The organism is Rhodococcus sp. 3258 (assembly GCF_031456475.1).
Classification (GTDB): domain Bacteria; phylum Actinomycetota; class Actinomycetes; order Mycobacteriales; family Mycobacteriaceae; genus Rhodococcoides; species Rhodococcoides fascians.
Genome location: NZ_JAVDUT010000001.1, coordinates 1,417,404 through 1,436,533, shown reverse-complemented (window position 1 = coordinate 1,436,533; position 19,130 = coordinate 1,417,404). Strand labels below are relative to the sequence as shown.

The window sequence follows — 19,130 nt, the reverse complement described above, 5'->3', positions numbered from 1 at the left end:
GGCAATGCGCCGCCCAGGGCACATAACCGCACCACTGCCGCAGGCACTCACACTGCGTTGTGAAATTCGTTTTCGGCGGCCAGCATCCCCTCGAACCACCTGTCGAGCGTCTCGTCGTCCACGGCGTCCATGCGGTCGACTTCATGGGCCAGTGCGTCGACCTGAGCGACGAAGGTCGACCGGGTGTGCATGGCAATCCATTCTTGAAGTGCCGGTTCGCGTTCGGTGGAGAACGTCAGCGCAGTTCGGCACCACGACAAGTACAGAGTCTCGGCAGCGAACATCGCTACCAGAGCGGCACTTCTACCTTCTCGCTGCGCGAGTCCGAGGGCATAGTCCGACAACACCGAGGAGCTCGCGATCAACTCTTCGGTATTGCCGTCGAACGGAAACTTCTCGCGGAGACCGGCGAAGTACGCTCGCTGTTCTCCGACGAGGTTGGACATCGACATCACATGATCCGACGCGTCGTCCAATGACGTCGACTCCGCGACGACCAGCCCCAGAATGCGGACTGCAGTGAGTACGAACGCCTCCTCGATCACCAGGTACCTTCGAAAGTCCTCGTCGGAGAGTGATCCGTCCGTCGATTGCACGATGAACCGAACTTGCTGAGCAGCAGCGAGGTTGGGCTGTTGACGCTCGACGAGTTGCTGCGAGCGGGTCACGCGCCGGCAACCCACGTGATCAAGCCGTCGAACAGGTCGGTGTAACCGGGCCATTGTTCGCAGAACTCGGGCGGGGCCCAGTGCGGCGAGCAATCGGAGGTGAAGACCGCGGATCGGCCCGAGCCGTATTCGCCGACCGCGACGAGCGGATCTCCATTGATGGTGGCGGGCACGGTAACGCCCTCCTTCGGCACCACTCGGTTGTAACCGAGCAAGGCGGGCCACTGTGTTCCGCTGGCACCCAGTGCGGCGTGCGTGCTGTCGACGACATCGGGAACCATTCCGCCGGGAGCCTCGACTCGGTCGTCTTCGGCCAGCAGTGTCACCGGCAATACGTCGGCGAGCACAGTCTGCCGATACGCGGCGCGCGCTTGGAAACCGGAGAACGACAGGTACCCGCCGATCATGATCAGTCCTCCTCCGCTGCTCACCCACTCACGCAGTGCGGCAAGCCTGTCGTCGCCGGCCTGGAAGCGGTCGAACACGTTGGGCGCGAGTTGAATCGAATTGGCTCCGATGTCCGAGAGCACAATGACGTCGAACTCGGACAGGGTCTCGGCCGTGCCGGGGAATTGTGTGGGAACGAGGTGCGCGGGCATGTGAACCACTTCGTGCCCGCGCGAGGTGAGTGCGTCACGCAGGGGTCCGACCCCTTCGACGTAGGAATGGACGGTGAATTCGTCGACGCCTTTGACGTGGGTGGACGAGGTCATCCAGCTTTCGCCGGCGATCAGAACTTTCTTACCCATGGTGGTTCTCTATCCTTTTCCGGCGCTCTCGAAGAGCGACCTGGGGTTGTCCTGCATGAGCGTGGAGACGTGGTGTGCGTCCATTCCGCTGCGGACCAGCCGCGCTGCGAAAGAGACTGGAACGTAGGCCAATCCGTTGCCACCGAACTTGCGGAGCATCGACTTGAGAAACAGATCGTGGCTGAGCAGCAACTGGGATCGATAGCCGCCGCCGACGAGGCCGCAGATCGCGAACGCGGTATCGGCGGGCGACGGCGACTGGCCCTCGCCTGCGAACTCGAAGGGCATGCCGATCATGTCGAACTCGAGGAAGACTCCGCGATCGGCGAGGGCGCACTGATAGTCGGGGTCGTCGCCCGAGGGGTCCATGTGGCAGAGCACCACAGCTGCCGGGTCGACACCCATCTCGTCCACGACGATGTCGAGGACTTGATGTCCTCTGCGTTGCCAGCCCGGGAGATGGACGAACAAGGGGACGTAGGTTTCTTTTTGGGCGATGCAGGCGGCTCTCAGTGCTTTGGCCTCGGCGTCGGTGAAGGACGGCGAAACGCCGATCTCACCGATCACCCCCGGCCGCGGCCCGTCGCCGGTGAATTCGGCGATGAGCCGGGCCGCGAGGTTGTCGATACCGAGCGCGGTAACCTCGGGCGGGTGCGTGGGTTCGAGATACCAGCCCGAACCCATGACGACGCGTACTCCGGACTCGCGTGAGTAGTGCTCGAGGATCTCGGGTCGCCGCCCGATGCCCGGCGGCGTGAGGTCGACGACCGTGGTACCGCCGTTGTCCGCGAACACTTTCAGGTCGTCGAGTACGGCCGCCGCGTCGTCCACTCGGCAGTTGTCTGCGCTGTGGTACGGGTTGTCGTGCAGCAGCCAGGCGCGGTCCGCCGATACCGGACCGGACAGCAACTGCGCCAGAGCCGGGTCGGCAGCTTCGGAATACGCGGTCGAGGCGTCGTTGTGCAGATGCTCGTGCGGTAGCACCAGTCCCAGTTCGCTGGAGTCGATCGGCCCGGTGACGGTCTGGACGATCATTGCTTACCCGGTGCGCTCTGCAGGTGCTTGAACAGCGAAGCCAGAGAGTGCCCGCGCATGTTGATCCAGATGGCAACGAGCAGAACGACACCGGTGATGATCGGTGTCAGGAACGGGCTCACACCGAGTAGCGTCAGACCGTTGGCGATGATGCCGGTCAACACTGCACCGATGACGGTGCCGATGACCGTTCCCCGGCCGCCGAACAGGTTGGTGCCTCCCAACACCACTGCGGTGATGACGGTGAGCTCGAAACCATTGGCGGAGTTGGCCGATCCCGAACCGAGTCGTGCAGCGATCAATAGGCCCGCGATGCCCGCGGCGAGCCCGGTGAAGACCAGGGTCATCATCAGCACGCGACGGGTGTTGACGCCGGAGCGTCGGACGGATTCGACGTTCGAGCCGATTCCGGTGACGTAGCGGCCGAATCGTGTGCGATTGAGCGCAACAGCGCCGACGATCACGACGGCCAGAGCGATCCAAGCGCTTGCCGAAAAGCCCAGCCACGACGCCGTACCCAGTTTCGCGAAGGCGGTACCGGGAGTGATCGGCACCGAGAAGCCCTCGGTCCTGTACAACGCGATGCCGCGGATGATGGACAGGGTTGCCAGGGTGACGATGAACGGCGGAATGCCCTGATACGCGGCGAGCCAGCCGTTGACCAGGCCCCATGCTGCGCCCATCAGTGGTGCCGCGACGAACACCACCGAGGAGTCGACGCCGGCTTGGATGAGTTCGGCACTCATCGCGGCGACGAAGGCAACGGTCGCTCCGACCGACAGATCGATCTGACCGGTGGTGATCACGAACGTCATGGCAACGGCGATGATGAGCACCGGAGCAATCTGCGTCGCGAGATTCGAGATGTTGGTGAAGGTCAAGAACGAGGACGTCGTCACCGAGAACACCAGGGCCACTGCGACGGTGACCGCCAGCATGGCCAGGGTGGGTTTGTTGGTCTGCTGCCACAGAGTCGGGCGAGCCGCGAGTTTCTCCACGGTCGGCTGGGCTTTCTTGTCCACGGTGATCATGGGCGGCCTTCCGGCGAGGAGGGTGAACGCTGGGGAACCGGCGTGCGCGTGATCAATCCGACGAGCGACTCGATGTTCAGATCGCCGATCGGAACATCGTCGACGCTCTGCCCCTCGTACATGACGGTGATGCGGTCGCAGACCCGGAACAGGTCCTGTAGGCGGTGCGTCACCAGGATGACTCCGACGCCTTGGGCTGCGACGTCGGTGATGAGCTTCAGAACCGATTCCACCTCTGCCACAGCAAGAGCGGCGGTGGGTTCGTCCAGAATCAACACGTCCGGTCGAAACGAGACCGCGCGTGCGATGGCTACCGTCTGGCGTTGCCCACCGGAGAGTTGCCCGATCTCCTGGTAGGTCGACTTCACCTTCACGTGCAGGTCCGCCAGAATCTTGGCGGAACGTTCGTGCATCCCGTGGCGATCGAGGAACGGCCCCTTGCGTGGCTCGCGGCCGAGGAACAGATTGCTTGCGACGTCCAGGGTGTCGCACAGGGCGAGGTCTTGGTAGACGATGCCGATTTTCTTCTGTTGTGCGTCCAGCGGTGTCGAGAAGCGCACGGGTTCTCCGTTGACGCGCATCTCGCCACCGTCGTGTTGGACGGCACCGGCAAGGATTTTCATGAGCGTCGACTTGCCGGCGCCGTTGTCTCCGACGACGCCGAGTACTTCGCCGCGGGCGAGTCGAAGGTCGACTCCGCGAAGCGATTTCACCGGGCCGTACGATTTGGTGATTCCCGAGAGTTCGATCAGTGGCGCGACCGTCAGGTCTTGTTGTGCCATAGGGCTACTTCTCCAGGTAGTACATGTAGTCGCCGACGTTCTCCGGAGTGACGATCTGGGTCGGTACCGGGATGTCAGCGGGTGCGGTCCGTCCGCAGCCGAGGTCGATGGCGGCATTCATGGCCTCGTAGCCGAACTCGAAGGTGTTCTGCTGCACGACGCCTTTCAGCCACCCTGCGTTGAGAGCGGAGACGGCCTGATCGGACAGATCCCAGCCGACGGCCTGAATTCGGTCCTGGGCGTTCTGGCTGTTCACCGCGGCGACCAATCCGATCAGAGCAGGCTCCCCGGTGGCGTACACGTACTGCATGTCCGGGTTGCCGGTGAGCAGGTTCTCGGCTGCGGTCTGCGCGTTCTCCTGGATGTTGCGGCCGTCGACCACGGTGCCGACGGTCATCCCGGCCGCCGAGACGGTATCGGTGAAGCCCTTCTGACGTTCGAGCTGGATGGTGCTGTTGAGTGCGCCGACGATTCCCACGGTGCCGGTGTTGTCCGCCAACGCAGTGAGAGTGTCGCCGATCTGAACGCCGCCTTCGGCATTGGCGGTGCCGACCTGCGTGTCCACGGCAGGATCGTCGACGGTGGCGTCGACGGCGACGACCGGAATGCCCGCAGCATCGGCCTTGACGATCGAGGGCTTGATGCCGTCCGTGTCGATGGCATCGACGATGATCGCGTCGACGCCCGAGGCGATGAGGTTGTCGAAAGCGTTGGCCTGGCTGACCGAGTCGTCGTTGCCGCTGATGATCTGCAGTTCGACGCCGGTCTGGTCGGCGATCTTCTGGGCTGCGTTGTTGATCTGGTTGAAGAACAGGGCCTGCAGGTTGATGGTGACGAGACCGACCTTGAGGGTGCCGTTCTTGCCGTCGCACGAATTGGCGACGCGGCTCGGATCCGGGATGCTCGACGCGGCTGCGTCGGTTCCGCCCGCGGTGTCGCTGCTGGATGCGGAGTCACACGAGGTGAGGGTGAGCGCGAGTGCGGCACCGAGAACGAGGGGGAGTGCGCGTTTGATCATCGGGTCTCCTGAAGGTCGACAGTGGCGAGCGTGGTCGTGAAGTCGGTGAGTTCGGTCGGCGTGGGGCATCCGCGTGGTCCGGCTGTGGCGCAGGCGAGTGCTGCCGAGATTCCCGCCATTCGGGCTGCGTGGATCGGGGGTTCGCCCGCGTCGATGAAGGCGATGTAGGTGCCGCAGAAGCAGTCTCCGGCTCCGACGGCATCTATGACGTCGACCGGTACTGCCGGTTCGGCGATGGTCTCACCCGAGGGTGTGACCAGGGTCCACCCGCGTTCGCCGTCGGTGACGACGAGGTGGGTGTCGTGCTCGGCGGTCAGTATCGGCCACCGTTCGGCTGGGATGCCGAAGCTGTTCTGCCACAGACTGCGTCCGACGATGACGTGGTCGGCAAGGGCGAATGCGTGCAGTGCGGCGTCGAGGTCGTCACAGCCGTCGAGGTCGATGGCGAGGCCTACGTTGTCGGGGAGCGTGGGTGGGAGCATCGATGCGCGGTAGCCGTCGAGGAACACGCGTCCGCCGTCGACAGAGAGCTTGTCGAGGACCGTGCGTAGTCTGCCTGCGTCGTTGGCGTCGTCCTGGCTGATGATCGATCGGTCCCCGCCGTCGGCGATGAGAACCACTGCGGTGGAGAGGAATGCGTCGCGCGGTGCCCAGCTGGTGTCGACTCCGTCGCGTTCGAGGGCCGCGAGGAATTCGGAGGATCGGATGTCCGGGCCCACCGCTCCGGCGAACGCGACGCGGGCTCCCATGCGGGCTGCCGACACTGCGGCGTTGGCATTCATGCCGCCGTCGATCGACTCGATCGTCGTGGCCTGCACCCTCTCTCCGAGGGTCGGAACATGCGGAACATGAACCGTCACATCGTTGTTGGCGTAGCCGAAAAATACGATCATCGTCTACTTCCCGGCTGCGCGGGACACGTCGCGAACCTTCTCGCCGGAGACCCGGCCCCACCAGCGTGCGTTCTCCTTCACCGAAGAAGCGATGATGGCACCGTCGCATTCGTTCATCAGGTCGGCGACGTTGGCCGCCGTGATTCCCGATCCGATGATGACGGGGAGGACCGTGTTGTTCTTGATGACCGACACCTCGTCGACCGAGGCGGCGTCACCGGTTCTCGAGCCGGTTGCGATGAGCACGTCTGCGTCGAAGAATTCTGCGTCCTCGGTCTGTTCGGCGATCGTGCGATCGGCAACGATGGCGTGGGCACCGTGCTTGACGTGCACGTCGGCGAAGATCTTGACCGGGTCGGCACCGATGCGGTGGCGAAAGCGGGTGGTCTTGGCTGCCTGGCCTTCGATGAATCCCTCGTTGGCGATGTAGGCGTTTGCCCACTGGTTGACCCGCACGAAGCTTGCTCCGGCGGCCCACGCCGCGGCCACGCCGCATTCGCCCGCGTTGGACAGGATTGATACTCCGACTCTGCTGCCGAACTCACCGACGACGGAGGCGGTGACGACGCCCATGCTGGCCGCTGTTTCGTATCCGTGCTCTCCGGGCTTGAGGAAGGGTATGTCCCAATGATTTTCGACGATGACGCCATCGAATCCGTTGTCGATGTACGCGTGCGCCTCCTCCACGGCGAAGCCTGCGATCTCGGAGACGGGCTGGCCCTTGTAGTGCGGGCTGCCCGGCAGTGCGGGTAGGTGGATCGCGCCGATGAGTGCGGGTGCGGAGGTGAACATCTCGGCCAGCGCCGACGGCTTTGTCGGAAATACCCCCAGCGAAGCTGAGGGGTTCGGATCCGACGGGGACGTACTCACGTAAGGAGCTCCTCTGGTGTGGGCGTCGACCAAGGCGATGTAATCGATTGCCTCGTATGTATGCACCGTAGGCGATCGGCACCGGGTCGTGTCAAGGAATTCTTGAGTCGTTTATGTAAACGATTACCTCTACTGTGTAAACAGCATCGCAAGCGACCGTGCGGTTCGCTAGCCTCGGTTCACACGCGAGAGTAGGAGTTGGATGCGCAAAGCAACCATTCGTGACGTCGCGGAGCGCGCGGGCGTCTCGACAGCCACGGTGTCTCGGGCGCTCTCGGGGTCACGTCCGGTGTCGGACGACGTTGCCGCGAGTATTCGGCAGGCGGCGGCCGAACTCGGCTATTCGGGCAACATCATCGCCAGCTCTCTGCGCCGCAACCGCACGGACACGGTCGGGATGGTGGTGCCCAGTATTGCCAACCCGTTCTTTACCTCGCTCGTCGTCAACGTCGAACACGTTCTCTCGCAGCGTGGACTGCAGCTGTTCCTGTGCGATTCGCGATCGGATCCGGAAGTCGAGGCGCAACGGCTACGTAGTCTGGTCTCGCGTCAGGTCGACGGCATCATCATCAGCCCGTGCCATGGAGAACGTTCCGCCGAGGCCGTTCGTGCGTCGGCCCGTGCGATCCCTGTGGTTCAGCTCGACCGCTTCGCTCTCGATACTCATACCGATTGGGTCGGCGTCGACGATGATGCCGCTCAGGGTCTGATCATGGATCACCTTGCTGCACAGGGGGTTCGGAGTGCCGCATTCATCAGTTCCGAGCTGACCAATTCGTCGACGGAGTTGCGGCGGGCGGGCTTCTTCCGCCATGCCGAGCGCGTGGGGATTCGGACGCGGGACGAGTGGACGTTGTTGGGTGATTATTCGATCGACTGGGGGCGTGAGGCGTCGCGCTCGATCCTCGCTGCCTCCACGCGGCCCGATGCGGTGGTGGGCGCGGACGACCTGATCGCCCTCGGGGTGCTGCAGAGTTGTCAGGCTCTCGGGTTGTCGGTTCCGGGCGATGTGATGGTCACTGGGTTCGACGACATTCCGTTCTCTGCATTGAGCAATCCGCCGCTGACCACCATCCGGCAACCGCAGGAACGAATCGCTGCGGAGGCCACTCGCCTGCTGGATCAGGCCATGAACAGCGATCACACCGGCACTGCGCATATCGCGTTGCAGCCGGAGTTGGTGGTCCGTCAGTCGACGGTCGGCCACGCACGCGTCGCGGCGGTGTAGGCCACGATCGCCGCATCGAGTTCGGCGAGCGTGACGGTTTCGTCGGCGGCGTGCATCAGTGCCGGCGTCCCCGGCCCCCACACGACAATAGGGGCACCGGGGGCAGCGGATCCGATGATGGACGCGTCGGTGAAGTACGTGACCGGTTCTGTAGCAACGGTATGCGGAAGGCCATCCACCCATCGGTCGCCTTGGGGTGTGCGAACTCCTGGCAGATCGATGCGAGCGTCGGCGTGATCGACCTCGGGTTGATCGCGCCACCAGGACAGCAGTGCCGAGCCGTCCCCGACGGTGCGATGGTCGACGACGACGTGTGCGGTGTCGGGAACGATGTTGGGTGCCGAGCCGCCGTCGATCAATCCCACGTTGAACGTTTCGGCGCCGAGGAACTGATCCGTAGACAGCGGGAGCTCGGTGCGGGCTCGTGCCAACACGTCGACCAGTTTCATGATTGCACTCTCACCCCGATGCGGAGTACTTCCGTGTGCTGCAATGCCTTTGGTGGTCACATCGACCCACAGTGCTCCTCGATGCCCCAGGTGTACCTGGTTCCCTGTCGCCTCGGGAACCACGACCGCTCCTACGGCGCACTTGGCGACGGCGTGGCGAGCGGCACGCGCACCGAGTGACCCGATCTCTTCGTCGCTGGTGAGCAACAGGGCGGCGGGAACCCCGTTGTCGAAGGCGTCCATCACCGCAGCGGTGGCGGCAACAAGCCCGGCCTTCATGTCCGAGGTGCCGCGGCCACGGAGAACACCGTGTTCGATATCTGCAGCGAAGGGATCGAACTGCCAATTCGACAGATCACCCGCCGGCACGGTGTCCACGTGGCACGCGAACATCAACCGCGTCGACGTCGGCGGGGAGGGATTGGTGATCAACAGCCATGGGTGGGGACCATCCGGATCGCCGTCGATGGCAAGGTCACCGACGCGGGCCCTGAGGACGGACACGATTGCGTCCATCGACGAGCGCTGGGGACGAGGATCACCCGACACAGTGGGCTGGGTGACCAGTTCGGTGAGAAGTCCGACGGAATCCATGACTCCAGTATGCCCGTGGTGCCTGCGGCAGTGGTGCGGCAGAGCGCCGCAGAGGGCACATAACCGCACCACTGCCGCAGGCATCTATGAGGCGTTGGCGATGATTGCCTGCGCGGCTTCGGTCGGTGCCTGAGTCGGGATCCAATGTGTCACTCCGGCAAGCACAGTCAGGGTGTAGCGGGCATCGACGTACTGTTGTGCGCGTTCGATGGCCGAGCGGCCGATGAAGGTGTCGCCGTCACTCCACACCATCGATGTCGGGACTGTGATGCGCAGACGGCCGATACCAGGGTTGGAGAACGGCAGTCCGCGATACCAAGTGACAGCGAAGGGAAGTGCGCCGTAGTCGACGACGTCCGTGCGCGTGCGCTCCAGGTCGTCCGCATTCATACCGCTTTTCTCATACCGCTTTTCGGCCCTCTGGCCAGGCCGTGTCATCCATTTCTCGGGGAGCACCGGCAGTTGGAAGAATGCGAAGTACCAGGAGTGCAGAATTTGTCGTGAGGTGAGCAGAGCCGTCATGAACGACCCGGGATGCGGGACGGAGAATGCCGTCAGCGACGACACCAGATCGGGGCGTCGGCCTGCGGTGACCCACGCGATCATCGCTCCCCAGTCGTGGCCGACCACATGCACCGGGGCACCGATTTCGTCGATGAGGGCCACGACGTCGTTGACGAGCGCACCGACGCGATAGTCGCGTCGGCGTTTGGGTCGGGCACCCGGCGAGTACCCGCGTTGATCGGGCGCGATTGTTCGGAACCCCGCCTCGTTCAGCTCGTTCATCACGGCGGACCACGACGCGGCACGTTCGGGAAAGCCGTGCAGCAGCAACACAATCGGTCCGTCCAGAGGTCCCTGGTCGAGGACGTCGAACTCTAGTCCGTCATGGGTGTAGCGTGCGATCCTCCCGCTCACCGAAGAATCCTTTCGTTGGTCAGCACGTGCTGGGAACCGATGCACCGGCGAATTCGGCGGCGAGGAATTGCATGGCCGAGTCGTCGCTCACGTTGTGTCCCTGCTCTGTTTGTTCCTGAGCGACGACCCGATCGCCGAGCGCACACGCTGCGCGGACGGCGTCGGCCGTCCACTGCGGTAGCACGATGTCGTCGCGCGCACCGTAGGCGACGAACATCGGCACGGTGGTTCGTACCTGAGGGAGGGTGTAGCGGCCGATCAGATCGAACAGCTTCTGTTCTGCGTCGGGGGATCTCGGTGCGAACTCCGTCGGTGCCATCTCGCTGACCGCGCGCTCCTTGGTTGCGGTGTTCGTGCCCTGACACGCGAGTAGTAGTTCTGTGTTGGTCTGGGCCACCGTGCCGCTGTAGTCCCGAGGGTCGAGGGTGGGATCGACCTGTTGCGCCCCGTAGAGCAGGTACGGCAGCAGCCCTTTCTGCGGTGTGGTCAGGGTGCCGTCCCTGGCGGCACGCGCAAGCGGTGCCAGATCCGTGGGCGGGGACAATGAGACCGAGGCGATCAGTTCCAGCCCTTGCCCATAGCTGGAGTTCAATTCGTTTGCGGCCCAGGCGGCTTGCCCGCCCTGTGACAGTCCGACGGCCGCCCACCGAGCAGAGGTCTCGGGCAGGGCGTTGTGGACGGCGCGAGCCGCGTCGATCATGTTGTGCCCCGCAGTGCGCGGCTCCAGGTACGGGTGGGTGCCGTCTCCGCTGCCGAGTCCTTGGTAGTCGGGTAGCACCGTGACGTAGCCGAGTTCGGTGAAAGCCTCGACCGTGGAGTCCAATCCGAGTAGGTCGGGGTAGAGGGAGGGCCCGCAGTCGGCTTGTACGCCGGTGGTGCCGTGGCCGTAGACGACGATCGGCCATCCACCTGCCGGAGGTGTACCGGGCGGAACAGCGGCGACGCCGGAGACCGCCGTCGCAGAATCATCGACACCGGACGTCGACTCGTACACGAAGCGATAGACGGTCGCACCCGTCGCAGTGAGTGTGGCTGACCGGGACCCGAAATCCTCCGATTCGAGCAGGGTCCCCGCAGTACCCGTGAGCTCGTACTGCGACTGTGCTGCGGACGTCGTTGCGGGCGCGGGTGACTCGGGCGCAGCGGGCGACGAACTGCATCCGACGGCCGTCACCAGCGTGAGCCCGCACGCAGCAGCGAAGACTCGACGAGACGGCAGGGCAATGGATGCGGGCATGCCGCGTGTCTACCAGACGTCGGTCGACATCAGGACAATGCCAACATCGAATCACCGGCATCGCAGTTCAGGGTTTGTCGCTTCTGATTTTCGGGGACTAACGCAGCCATGAGGATTGGCGTCGTTGTCAGTGCGGTCGTAGCGGTTGTGGTGTCGTTTCTCGGCTCCGGCGCGTGGATAGGGACGCCCATTGCCGAGGCGGCCGGCGGGGCGCTCAGTGCCACGTCGACGCTGGTGGCTCCCGCTGGTCCCGCGTTCTCGATCTGGTCGGTGATCTACACCGGTCTCGTCGTCTATGCCGTCTGGCAGTTCCTACCCGGTCGAACTGCACGTCACGACGCCTTGCGGGCACCGGTCATCGCGTCGATGTTGCTCAATCCGGCATGGGTTCTCGCGATTCAGTTCGGGCAGGTGTGGCTCAGCGTGGTGGTCATCGTCGCGCTGTTGGCCGCTCTCGTGCGCGTGTTCGTACTCCTGCAACAGCAGCGGCCGGAATCCGTGGTCGACGCGGTGATCACCGACGGCACGATGGGTCTCTATCTCGGGTGGGTGTGCGTGGCCACCATCGCCAACATCTCGGCGTGGCTGGTTGATCTCGGAGTCACCGGTGGCGCGACGGTCTGGGCGGTCGTCGTACTCGCCGTCGCAGCACTGGTCGGGGTGACTCTGGCGCGTTACTCGAACGGAGCGATTGCTCCGATGCTCGCCATCGTGTGGGGACTGGGATGGCTGGCGCAGGGGCGTCTCGGCGGCGAGCTGACGAACGCCACGGTCGGATGGACGGCTGTATTTGCCGCAGCGATCGTCGCCGTCGTGACGGTGGGAATCAGGCTCCGATCACGGCGGTCGACGGTCCATCGCCGCGTCAGGGCTGTGTGACATAGGTCGAGAGTCCGTCGAGGGTTTCTCCGAGCCGCTTCTTGAATGTCCCCTGTAGCGCTTTGCCGATGGGCCCGACCAGCAACGGGCTGGACACGACGAGGTCGATGGTGACGGTCGTATTCTCGCCTGACGCTTGGCATTCCACGCGCATGTGAATTTTCGAGCCGGTCGATCCTTTGCCGTCGAAGATGATTTCGTGCGGCGGGTCGAATGCTTTCACCTCGAAGGTGATGGTGTCGACCAATGCCGCAACCTTGATCTTTTCGACCATCACCGCTCCGACCGCGATGGTCTGCGGTGGTAGTTCCTCCCACCCGACGTGCAAGGCATGCCAGTGCTCGAACGTGGTGACGTCCGAGACGGTGTTCCAGACCTTCTCGGGCGAGGCGGCGATGTCTCGGTTCATGGTGGTCGTCGTAGTCATCACGGTCCTTTCGATGGCGGATGTTCCTGACGATTACGCACCATTGTTGACTTGATGTCAACGTTGACTTCGAGTCAATCGGCTCGTACGGTCGGGTGACTCAGATCTCCTGCCGCCTCGGTGACTCGGGGCCGAATCGAAGGGAACACCATGACTGCCGCCACAAATCCGCCCGTTCTCGAGAACCACCCCATCGACAGCGGCGCAGCCGTGTTGGCCAATGTGGGCGCGTTGCTGCCCGAGCTGAAGAAGGGTGCCTCCGAGAACGAGCGGGCCCGTCGGCTCTCCGACGACACCGTCGACGCGCTCCGGCGAGCGGGCGCCTTTCGGGTCGCGGCACCGACCCGGTTCGGTGGACTCGAATCCGGCCTACGCACGATGCTCGACGTCTCTGCCGCTGTTGCCGAAGGTGATGGTGGCGCGTCTTGGGTCACCACGTTGTCGAATGTCAACCATTGGGCGCTGGGTTTGTTCTCCGAGCGGGCGCAGGCGGAGGTGTATGCCGACGGGCCCGACGTCATCATTTCGGGCGTCGTGTCGCCCACGGCCGTCGCGAAGCCGGTGGAGGGTGGGTATCGGGTCAGTGGTCAGTGGCCGTACGCGTCGGCGAGCCTGCACTCGACGTGGTGCACGGGCGGTGTGGTGATCGAGGACGAAGACGGATCGGTGATGGATCAGGGCATGGCGCTGATCCCTCGTAGCGACTATCGCGTCGACGACACCTGGTACGTGGCGGGCATGCGAGCCTCCGGCAGCAACACCGTCGTGGCCGAAGATGTGTTCGTGCCCGAGCATCGGATGCTGTCGATGATGGGGGCTTTCAGCGGATCGTATGTCGCCGAACGCACGGATTCGGCCTTCGCGCGGTCCGCGTTCGGGCCGATGCTGGTGATGGTTCTGGTGGGTCCACAGCTCGGAATGGGCCGAGCTGCTTTGGAATTGGTACGAACCAAAGCGGCAGAGAAGTCCTTGGCCTACACGGTGTTCGACCGCCAAGCCGATTCGGTCGCCTTCCAGATGATGGTTGCCGAGGCCGCGCTGAAGATAGACACCGCCCATCTGCACGCTTATCGCGCCGCCGACGACGTGATGCGGTGGGCCGACGCAGCCGAATATCCGAATCTGCTCTCCCGCGCACGGGTGCGCGGGGACGCGGCAACAGCACTGCGCAGCATCAACGAGGCGTTGAACATTCTGTTGGACGCCACCGGAGCGGGAGCATTCGCAGATGTCAATGCGCTGCAACGTATCTGGCGTGACTCGAATGTCGGAGCACGACATGCGGTGATGCTGCCGCGAGTGTCGATCGAGACCTACGGCAAGGCGCTGCTGGGGGTCGAACTGCACGACCACATCACCCCGATCATCTGAATCGAGACCGCCCATGATGAAGCCCTATACGTCGACGCGCGTCGTGCCCGGGCCGATGGCCTAAGCTCGTCAGTGTTTCACGGAGGTGCCGTGAGCCGACGCGATGAGATGGGATCTACAGTGCCGGAGGCCTCGTCGAGAAAGCAGGCGCGCTCTGCGCAGGCGGCGGAGACTCGTCGACGGTTGATCGACACCGCGGTTGCCCTCTTCGCCGAGAACCCTTACGACAAGGTCGGTGTCACCGAGATAGTCGAGGCCGCCGATGTCGCGCACGGCCTCTTGTTTCATTACTTCGGTAACAAGCGGGGCATCTATCTCGAGGCCATGCGTGCGACGGCCGACGGGTTGTCCCAGTCGTTCGTCGATCTCCCGGATGCGGAACCCGACGTGCAGTTGCGTGCGGCTTTGAAAGCTCATCTCACGTATCTCCGCACTCATCGGGGCCTGGCGCTACGCATGGTGCTGGGCGGCCGAGGGGCCGATCCGGAGGCGTGGCAGGTATTCGAGGAAGCTCGGGCCGGCGTTCTCACAGCCGGGGCGATGCTGCTCGGTCTCGATCCGCACAATGCTGCGATCGCTATGGCCGGGCGGACCGCCGTCGCTGCCATCGACGAGACCACCGTCAGGTGGCTGGAAGACGAGAGCGCCTTCGAGATCGACACGGTCGTCGAGATGCTGATCCACCTTGTCGCGGGGTGCCTCGAATCGGTGTCGATACTGGACTCCAGTGTCTCGGTGGACGCCGCAGTGGCCACGATCCTCGGTAACGGGAATCGATCCGGCATCGATTCCCGGTCCTGACAACTCCTTCCCTGTCACACGGTCTCGGCGTAGTACTTCCTCCAGTGCGTTTCGAGGAAGTCGGACAGCGAACTCCCCGAAACGTTGGTACGCCAGGCGACATGACCGTCGGGTCTGACGAGTACCGCTCCGGTCTCACCTACCTCGTACAGCGATATCAGTTCGTTCCGATCGACGCCGACGGGTGCGTCCAGTACGACCAGCTCGATTCCGGGCTTGGAAGAACTGAGTCCCTCCACCACCGCTGACCACGCAGAACCGTCGAAGGTGAACAGGGTCAACATGTTCGGGTCCAACACGTCGTGCGGCGAGACCAGTTGCCCGTCGACCGAGACGAGCGCGTGCGGCAATCGCGCACCGGGGTACGTGGTGGGCACGTAATCGACAACGTCTTCCAGGGGCTTCGCCGACGCGTCCTGAGCGATCAGTGGACTGTCGTAGAGGTAGCCGAATTGCAGGCCGGTGGAGACGAAATGCTCCAACTGCAGTGGAATCGCCGCTGCGATTTCGGCGCGCAGTTCCGCCGACCCGGGGACGTCCGGGCGCAGGCTTCGTGATCGGCTCATCTGCTTGCGGGTTGCTGCAGCCGCGATGGGCGCGATCAGTCGGCCCGGAAGTTTGTTCAGTGGTGCCCGCCCCATGGCCTGAGTTGCCTTGGCCAGCATGGCGTTGGTGATCCCGACGCGCTTGCCGATGTCGTCCATGCGGAAGTGGTTGGCCACACTCTGTTCGGCGAATTTCTCCACCACGGGCCGACGCTCGGTGTCGTAGGTGTCCAGCAGCTCCGGGCCTGCCGCACCAGAGAGCACGGCATCGAGCTTCCACGCGAGGTTGTGGGCATCCTGCACTCCCGAATTGAGCCCGAAGCCGCCGGTGTGCGGAAAGCGGTGAGCGGCATCGCCCAGCAACAGCAGCCGATCGTGGCGGAAGGTGTCGGCCGTCTGTGACGTCATCAACCACGTGCCCGTCGATTCGAGCGTGAAGTCGTTCGTACCCAACGCCTTCGGTAGCGTCTTCTCCCAGAATCGGCGGCCATTCCTGGCGATCTCCTGCGCTGGGTGCAGATAGGCCGTCATCAGGATGTAGCGGTGGTCGGCGTGCGAGATGAGCACTCCGCACAGGTCCGGGGTGTAGATCCAACTCAAAAGCGGACGCGCGTCGTCGGGAAACAGCGTTGTCGACGTGAAGAACGCACTGCCCATGTTGGCCAGTACCGGTCCGGTCAGCGATATCCCGGCCGCGTCGCGGGTCGCGCTGTTGGCACCGTCGCAGGCAAGGACGTACGGCGCACCGAGTTCGTCGACGTCACCCGTCAGGGTGCGGAAGGCGATGCGCGCGTCACCGGAGTTCGATTCGACCGATTCGACGGAGACTCCGCGGCGAAATTCGATCAGCGGTTCGGCGTCCACGGCGTCCCACAGCACGGGCATCAGAATGTGCTGGCCGATGTGCGACACCATGTACGGGCTCTGGCTTTCCACGATGGCTTTGCGTTCGGGATCGGACAGCAGATCGATCGACCCGATCGCGTCTCCGGCCAGGTCACCGTACCAGCTGATCAGATTGACCTGTTCGTGCGGAGGCGACATCGCCGCTATGGACTTGGCCAGTTCGGGGCTGTACTCGTTCCATATCTCCAGCGTCCGAGCATTGATGACGTGAGCCGCCGGATGGAACAGGGGACTGGTTCGACGCTCGAGCAATACCGTTCGAATACCCCTGCGCGCCAGCAGAAGCGCTGCAGTGGTACCCGCCGGCCCGGCACCGATGATGACGACAGGAGTGCTCATCGGACGACGGTTTCCTGGGTCCCCAGGTCGATCGACCCGTCCGGAGTGCGGATGGTGGCAGTGATGACGTCGTCGACCGAGAGGTACTTCGGGTTCTTGGCTTGGCGTGCGAAGAAGAACTTCCACTTCAGCGCAGGCGGGATGAGTTCGCCGATCTTCTGGATCGCTTTGGGCGGCGCGGAGATTGCCGTGCCGATCGGAGTTCCGGTCAACAGGACGTCGCCTGCGGTCATGTTCTGAAAACGGGCCAGTCTGGTGAAGGCCTCGGCGGGAGGAGTGATGAGGTCGTCGCCGATGGTCTGGTCCTGACGGATCTCCCCGTTGACCGCCAACGTCATCCGTAGCTCGGGCAGTCGTCGCAGCTCGTCGTTGTCGAGCAGCACCAGTCGAGGGCCGAGTGGGGTGAAGGTGGGATACGACTTGCTCTCGTACACTTGCACTTTCGTCAACTGGATCTCCCGAGCCGACACGTCGTTGGCCACGACGAAGCCCGCCACGTAGGACGCGAGGTTGTCGTCGGTGACGGTTGTCCCGATGGGGATATCGGCACCGACCACCACGCCCAGCTCGATCTCGTAGTCGAGCAGCGCTACCTCCGGCGGTTGCCGAATGGGATCGTTCGGGCCACTGATCGACGCGGACGACTTACGAAAGAACGTCGGCTGCAGGGTCTTCGGGTCCGAGCCGGCGTCGATCGCATGGGATCGGTAATTGAGCAACTGCGCCACCACTCGGCACGGTGCGGTGATGGGTGAGAGGAGTTCGAGCTCGGCGACATTCGTGCCTGTCCCCGATGCGGCGTCGATGGCCGGCCGGTCGGCCAGTAGCTCACGGGTGGTCTGCGCGGTGGTGTCGATCCTGACGGCCTGGTCGCCGTCGAGACGCCACCAGCCGTCCTCGGTTCGAATGATGTTGATGGGCATAGCTTTCGATCCCCCCTAGCAATCGGTCACAAAGTTTTCGGTGTGATGGTCTTCTTGTTGGCGATCACCGGCCGGCCGGGCCTGGTTCCGGCCTCACGCTGCCGCAGTTCCTCGTGGGTCGCTCCGTTGCGGAGTCGGCTGAGGAGGTAGTCGGGGTCGATGTTGACGCCGATGGGATTGCGCGCGAATTCCTCGGTGAAGAAGAAGGCCGCAGTGTGGTCGGAATCGAAGTTCTCCACTTGGAACTCGAGCCGAATACCGTCCGGGTCCTCGTAGTACAGCGAGATCGTCGGCCCGTGGTTGATGGACCACACCGGAAGGATGCCCTGGCGCTTGAGCCGCACGTAGTTCTCCAGCAGTCGTTCCAGCGATCGGAACGTCAGGGCGATGTGATCGATGCCGTAGGCCTTGCGGCGCAGCTTGGCGAAGGGGAACAGGAACTTCACCGGCTTGGGCACGGCGATGATCGCGAGTCGATGCGACTCGTCGTCCCAGGTCAAGAACGTGATCTCGTCGTCCTGGTAGGCGATCTCGGCCCCGAATACCGTGCCGTACCAGCGGACCATCTCCTCGGTTCGCGCAGATTTGACGACCCAATGCGCGATGTAGTCGGGTGCGACCCGTTGCGTCTCGATCGTCGGTGCATCGTGCGTTGCGCTCATGAATCGACCTTTCTTCGCGATCGCGGATTGTGATCCAGGTTAAGTGCACTTTGACTAACAGTCAATAAATTGACTGATGGTCAGTCGAAAATCCGGAATGGGTGCGGTGCCGAGCGTGTCGTTGTAACAGAGCATTGCTCTGTTACGGTCACGTCATGCCCCGCCCACGCGTGCACGATCTCGACCACCTACTGGATGTGGCCGAGGCGTTGGCCATCGAGTCGGGCCCGGCCGCGGTCACCATTCGCGCGTTGTCTGAGCTGACCTCGGTGTCCAACGGGGCGATCTACCACGCGTTCGGGTCGCGGGCCGGACTCCTCGGCCGAGTGTGGTTGCGCGGCGCGCAGCGCATGCTCACCGTGCAGCGAGGGTCCGTGGACGACGCATTGGCGACGGGCACCGCGGTGGACGCAATAGTGGCTGCTGCGGATGCGCCGGCGCGCTTTCTACTCGATCATCCGACGGCCGGGCAGTTTCTCATGATTGTGTCGCGTCGAGAGTTGTTGGGCTCGAACGATATTCCGGACGCGCTTGCCGACGACCTTCGTATGCTCGATTCGACGCTCGTCGAGTTGTTCGTGCGGTTGTCGACCGAGATGTGGAACCGAGCGGATCGCACGGCCGTAGCCGTGATCAAGGATTGCACCGTCGAGCTCCCTGCCGCGTTGCTCCTGCGGGGTCGCCGTGCGCCAGACGCATCGGTGCGCGAACGACTCGCTGCCGCCGTGCGCGGCGTCCTCACTCTTCCTCCGCCCCCTCCACCGCCGAAGTCTTCATAGCCTCGGCACCCTCGAAAGGTAGCTCA

Annotated in this window: 20 protein-coding genes; 5 read left to right on the top strand and 15 right to left on the bottom strand. The window is 63.8% G+C overall.

Annotated elements, in window-relative coordinates:
* Nucleotides 1–47: 47 nt before the first annotated feature.
* Genes J2X62_RS06685 through J2X62_RS06650 form a run of 8 tightly spaced genes read right to left on the bottom strand, consistent with a single transcriptional unit; the run spans nucleotide 48 to nucleotide 7,046 of the window.
* Complete coding sequence (locus J2X62_RS06685) at nucleotides 48–668, bottom strand: TenA family protein (protein WP_204878336.1); 621 nt, start codon at nucleotides 666–668, stop codon at nucleotides 48–50.
* Complete coding sequence (locus J2X62_RS06680; protein ID WP_167326420.1) at nucleotides 665–1,417, bottom strand: glutamine amidotransferase; 753 nt, start codon at nucleotides 1,415–1,417, stop codon at nucleotides 665–667. The genes J2X62_RS06685 and J2X62_RS06680 overlap by 4 nt, the downstream gene beginning before the upstream one ends.
* A gap of 9 nt (nucleotides 1,418–1,426) precedes the next feature.
* Complete coding sequence (locus J2X62_RS06675) at nucleotides 1,427–2,452, bottom strand: phosphotriesterase (protein WP_310178896.1); 1,026 nt, start codon at nucleotides 2,450–2,452, stop codon at nucleotides 1,427–1,429.
* Nucleotides 2,449–3,483 (bottom strand): ABC transporter permease, encoded by a 1,035-nt coding sequence (locus J2X62_RS06670; protein WP_032374888.1) that lies wholly within the window; start codon nucleotides 3,481–3,483, stop codon nucleotides 2,449–2,451. The genes J2X62_RS06675 and J2X62_RS06670 overlap by 4 nt, the downstream gene beginning before the upstream one ends.
* Nucleotides 3,480–4,265: an ATP-binding cassette domain-containing protein gene (locus J2X62_RS06665; protein WP_032392130.1), complete on the bottom strand. Its 786-nt coding sequence runs from the start codon at nucleotides 4,263–4,265 to the stop codon at nucleotides 3,480–3,482. Before J2X62_RS06665 ends, J2X62_RS06670 begins: the two co-directional genes overlap by 4 nt.
* Before the next feature lie 4 nt (nucleotides 4,266–4,269).
* Nucleotides 4,270–5,283, bottom strand: coding sequence for a substrate-binding domain-containing protein (locus J2X62_RS06660; protein WP_027495431.1), 1,014 nt, complete (start codon nucleotides 5,281–5,283; stop codon nucleotides 4,270–4,272).
* Entirely contained in the window at nucleotides 5,280–6,176 is an 897-nt protein-coding gene (locus tag J2X62_RS06655; protein WP_204857764.1) for a carbohydrate kinase family protein, read from the bottom strand. Before J2X62_RS06655 ends, J2X62_RS06660 begins: the two co-directional genes overlap by 4 nt.
* 3 nt (nucleotides 6,177–6,179) lie before the next feature.
* A complete protein-coding gene (locus J2X62_RS06650) occupies nucleotides 6,180–7,046 on the bottom strand; it encodes a BtpA/SgcQ family protein (RefSeq protein WP_230592013.1) in 867 nt (288 codons plus the stop codon).
* Between the two features lie 202 nt (nucleotides 7,047–7,248).
* Between J2X62_RS06650 and J2X62_RS06645 the strand changes: the two genes are divergently transcribed.
* A complete protein-coding gene (locus tag J2X62_RS06645) occupies nucleotides 7,249–8,274 on the top strand; it encodes a LacI family DNA-binding transcriptional regulator (RefSeq protein WP_219519538.1) in 1,026 nt (341 codons plus the stop codon).
* Here J2X62_RS06645 and J2X62_RS06640 read toward each other — a convergent pair.
* From J2X62_RS06640 to J2X62_RS06630, 3 genes are all read right to left on the bottom strand, one after another.
* A complete protein-coding gene (locus tag J2X62_RS06640; RefSeq protein ID WP_310178880.1) occupies nucleotides 8,235–9,317 on the bottom strand; it encodes a M20/M25/M40 family metallo-hydrolase in 1,083 nt (360 codons plus the stop codon). The two genes, J2X62_RS06645 and J2X62_RS06640, sit on opposite strands and share 40 nt — an antisense overlap.
* A gap of 84 nt (nucleotides 9,318–9,401) precedes the next feature.
* Complete coding sequence (locus J2X62_RS06635) at nucleotides 9,402–10,235, bottom strand: alpha/beta fold hydrolase (RefSeq protein ID WP_310178878.1); 834 nt, start codon at nucleotides 10,233–10,235, stop codon at nucleotides 9,402–9,404.
* Between the two features lie 19 nt (nucleotides 10,236–10,254).
* The gene (locus J2X62_RS06630; RefSeq protein WP_310178874.1) at nucleotides 10,255–11,472 is read right to left on the bottom strand and encodes a lipase family protein; all 1,218 of its coding nucleotides are present in this window, start codon (nucleotides 11,470–11,472) and stop codon (nucleotides 10,255–10,257) included.
* A 108-nt stretch (nucleotides 11,473–11,580) separates the two neighbouring features.
* On the opposite strand from J2X62_RS06630, the gene J2X62_RS06625 reads away from it, so the two are divergent.
* On the top strand, nucleotides 11,581–12,351 hold the full coding sequence (locus J2X62_RS06625; RefSeq protein WP_310178872.1) for a TspO/MBR family protein: 771 nt from the start codon (nucleotides 11,581–11,583) through the stop codon (nucleotides 12,349–12,351).
* On the opposite strand, the gene J2X62_RS06620 is transcribed toward J2X62_RS06625, so the two are convergent.
* The gene (locus tag J2X62_RS06620; RefSeq protein WP_167328642.1) at nucleotides 12,338–12,778 is read right to left on the bottom strand and encodes an SRPBCC family protein; all 441 of its coding nucleotides are present in this window, start codon (nucleotides 12,776–12,778) and stop codon (nucleotides 12,338–12,340) included. The two genes, J2X62_RS06625 and J2X62_RS06620, sit on opposite strands and share 14 nt — an antisense overlap.
* 150 nt (nucleotides 12,779–12,928) lie before the next feature.
* Here J2X62_RS06620 and J2X62_RS06615 point away from each other — a divergent pair, with 150 nt between their 5' ends.
* Complete coding sequence (locus J2X62_RS06615) at nucleotides 12,929–14,149, top strand: oxidoreductase (protein WP_167328641.1); 1,221 nt, start codon at nucleotides 12,929–12,931, stop codon at nucleotides 14,147–14,149.
* 90 nt (nucleotides 14,150–14,239) lie between these two features.
* Nucleotides 14,240–14,950: a TetR/AcrR family transcriptional regulator gene (locus tag J2X62_RS06610; RefSeq protein ID WP_167328640.1), complete on the top strand. Its 711-nt coding sequence runs from the start codon at nucleotides 14,240–14,242 to the stop codon at nucleotides 14,948–14,950.
* Between the two features lie 14 nt (nucleotides 14,951–14,964).
* Here J2X62_RS06610 and J2X62_RS06605 read toward each other — a convergent pair whose 3' ends face one another.
* The 3 genes from J2X62_RS06605 to J2X62_RS06595 are packed head-to-tail and all read right to left on the bottom strand — an operon-like array spanning nucleotide 14,965 to nucleotide 18,325.
* On the bottom strand, nucleotides 14,965–16,740 hold the full coding sequence (locus J2X62_RS06605; RefSeq protein ID WP_310178862.1) for an FAD-dependent monooxygenase: 1,776 nt from the start codon (nucleotides 16,738–16,740) through the stop codon (nucleotides 14,965–14,967).
* Entirely contained in the window at nucleotides 16,737–17,663 is a 927-nt protein-coding gene (locus J2X62_RS06600) for a fumarylacetoacetate hydrolase family protein (RefSeq protein ID WP_032389694.1), read from the bottom strand. Before J2X62_RS06600 ends, J2X62_RS06605 begins: the two co-directional genes overlap by 4 nt.
* Before the next feature lie 26 nt (nucleotides 17,664–17,689).
* On the bottom strand, nucleotides 17,690–18,325 hold the full coding sequence (locus J2X62_RS06595; RefSeq protein WP_032406084.1) for a VOC family protein: 636 nt from the start codon (nucleotides 18,323–18,325) through the stop codon (nucleotides 17,690–17,692).
* 155 nt (nucleotides 18,326–18,480) lie between these two features.
* On the opposite strand from J2X62_RS06595, the gene J2X62_RS06590 reads away from it, so the two are divergent.
* Nucleotides 18,481–19,104 (top strand): TetR/AcrR family transcriptional regulator, encoded by a 624-nt coding sequence (locus J2X62_RS06590; protein WP_204857755.1) that lies wholly within the window; start codon nucleotides 18,481–18,483, stop codon nucleotides 19,102–19,104.
* Nucleotides 19,105–19,130 lie beyond the last annotated feature (26 nt).

What these genes read in the sequence shown, in the direction of transcription:
- J2X62_RS06595 (WP_032406084.1), bottom strand. Translation starts at nt 18,325, where the DNA reads ATGAGCGCAACGCACGATGCACCGACGATCGAGACGCAACGGGTCGCA.
- J2X62_RS06590 (WP_204857755.1), top strand. Translation starts at nt 18,481, where the DNA reads ATGCCCCGCCCACGCGTGCACGATCTCGACCACCTACTGGATGTGGCC.
- J2X62_RS06665 (WP_032392130.1), bottom strand. Translation starts at nt 4,265, where the DNA reads ATGGCACAACAAGACCTGACGGTCGCGCCACTGATCGAACTCTCGGGA.
- J2X62_RS06620 (WP_167328642.1), bottom strand. Translation starts at nt 12,778, where the DNA reads ATGACTACGACGACCACCATGAACCGAGACATCGCCGCCTCGCCCGAG.
- J2X62_RS06655 (WP_204857764.1), bottom strand. Translation starts at nt 6,176, where the DNA reads ATGATCGTATTTTTCGGCTACGCCAACAACGATGTGACGGTTCATGTT.
- J2X62_RS06680 (WP_167326420.1), bottom strand. Translation starts at nt 1,417, where the DNA reads ATGGGTAAGAAAGTTCTGATCGCCGGCGAAAGCTGGATGACCTCGTCC.
- J2X62_RS06670 (WP_032374888.1), bottom strand. Translation starts at nt 3,483, where the DNA reads ATGATCACCGTGGACAAGAAAGCCCAGCCGACCGTGGAGAAACTCGCG.
- J2X62_RS06615 (WP_167328641.1), top strand. Translation starts at nt 12,929, where the DNA reads ATGACTGCCGCCACAAATCCGCCCGTTCTCGAGAACCACCCCATCGAC.
- J2X62_RS06660 (WP_027495431.1), bottom strand. Translation starts at nt 5,283, where the DNA reads ATGATCAAACGCGCACTCCCCCTCGTTCTCGGTGCCGCACTCGCGCTC.
- J2X62_RS06605 (WP_310178862.1), bottom strand. Translation starts at nt 16,740, where the DNA reads ATGAGCACTCCTGTCGTCATCATCGGTGCCGGGCCGGCGGGTACCACT.
- J2X62_RS06640 (WP_310178880.1), bottom strand. Translation starts at nt 9,317, where the DNA reads ATGGATTCCGTCGGACTTCTCACCGAACTGGTCACCCAGCCCACTGTG.
- J2X62_RS06630 (WP_310178874.1), bottom strand. Translation starts at nt 11,472, where the DNA reads ATGCCCGCATCCATTGCCCTGCCGTCTCGTCGAGTCTTCGCTGCTGCG.
- J2X62_RS06645 (WP_219519538.1), top strand. Translation starts at nt 7,249, where the DNA reads ATGCGCAAAGCAACCATTCGTGACGTCGCGGAGCGCGCGGGCGTCTCG.
- J2X62_RS06625 (WP_310178872.1), top strand. Translation starts at nt 11,581, where the DNA reads ATGAGGATTGGCGTCGTTGTCAGTGCGGTCGTAGCGGTTGTGGTGTCG.
- J2X62_RS06675 (WP_310178896.1), bottom strand. Translation starts at nt 2,452, where the DNA reads ATGATCGTCCAGACCGTCACCGGGCCGATCGACTCCAGCGAACTGGGA.
- J2X62_RS06600 (WP_032389694.1), bottom strand. Translation starts at nt 17,663, where the DNA reads ATGCCCATCAACATCATTCGAACCGAGGACGGCTGGTGGCGTCTCGAC.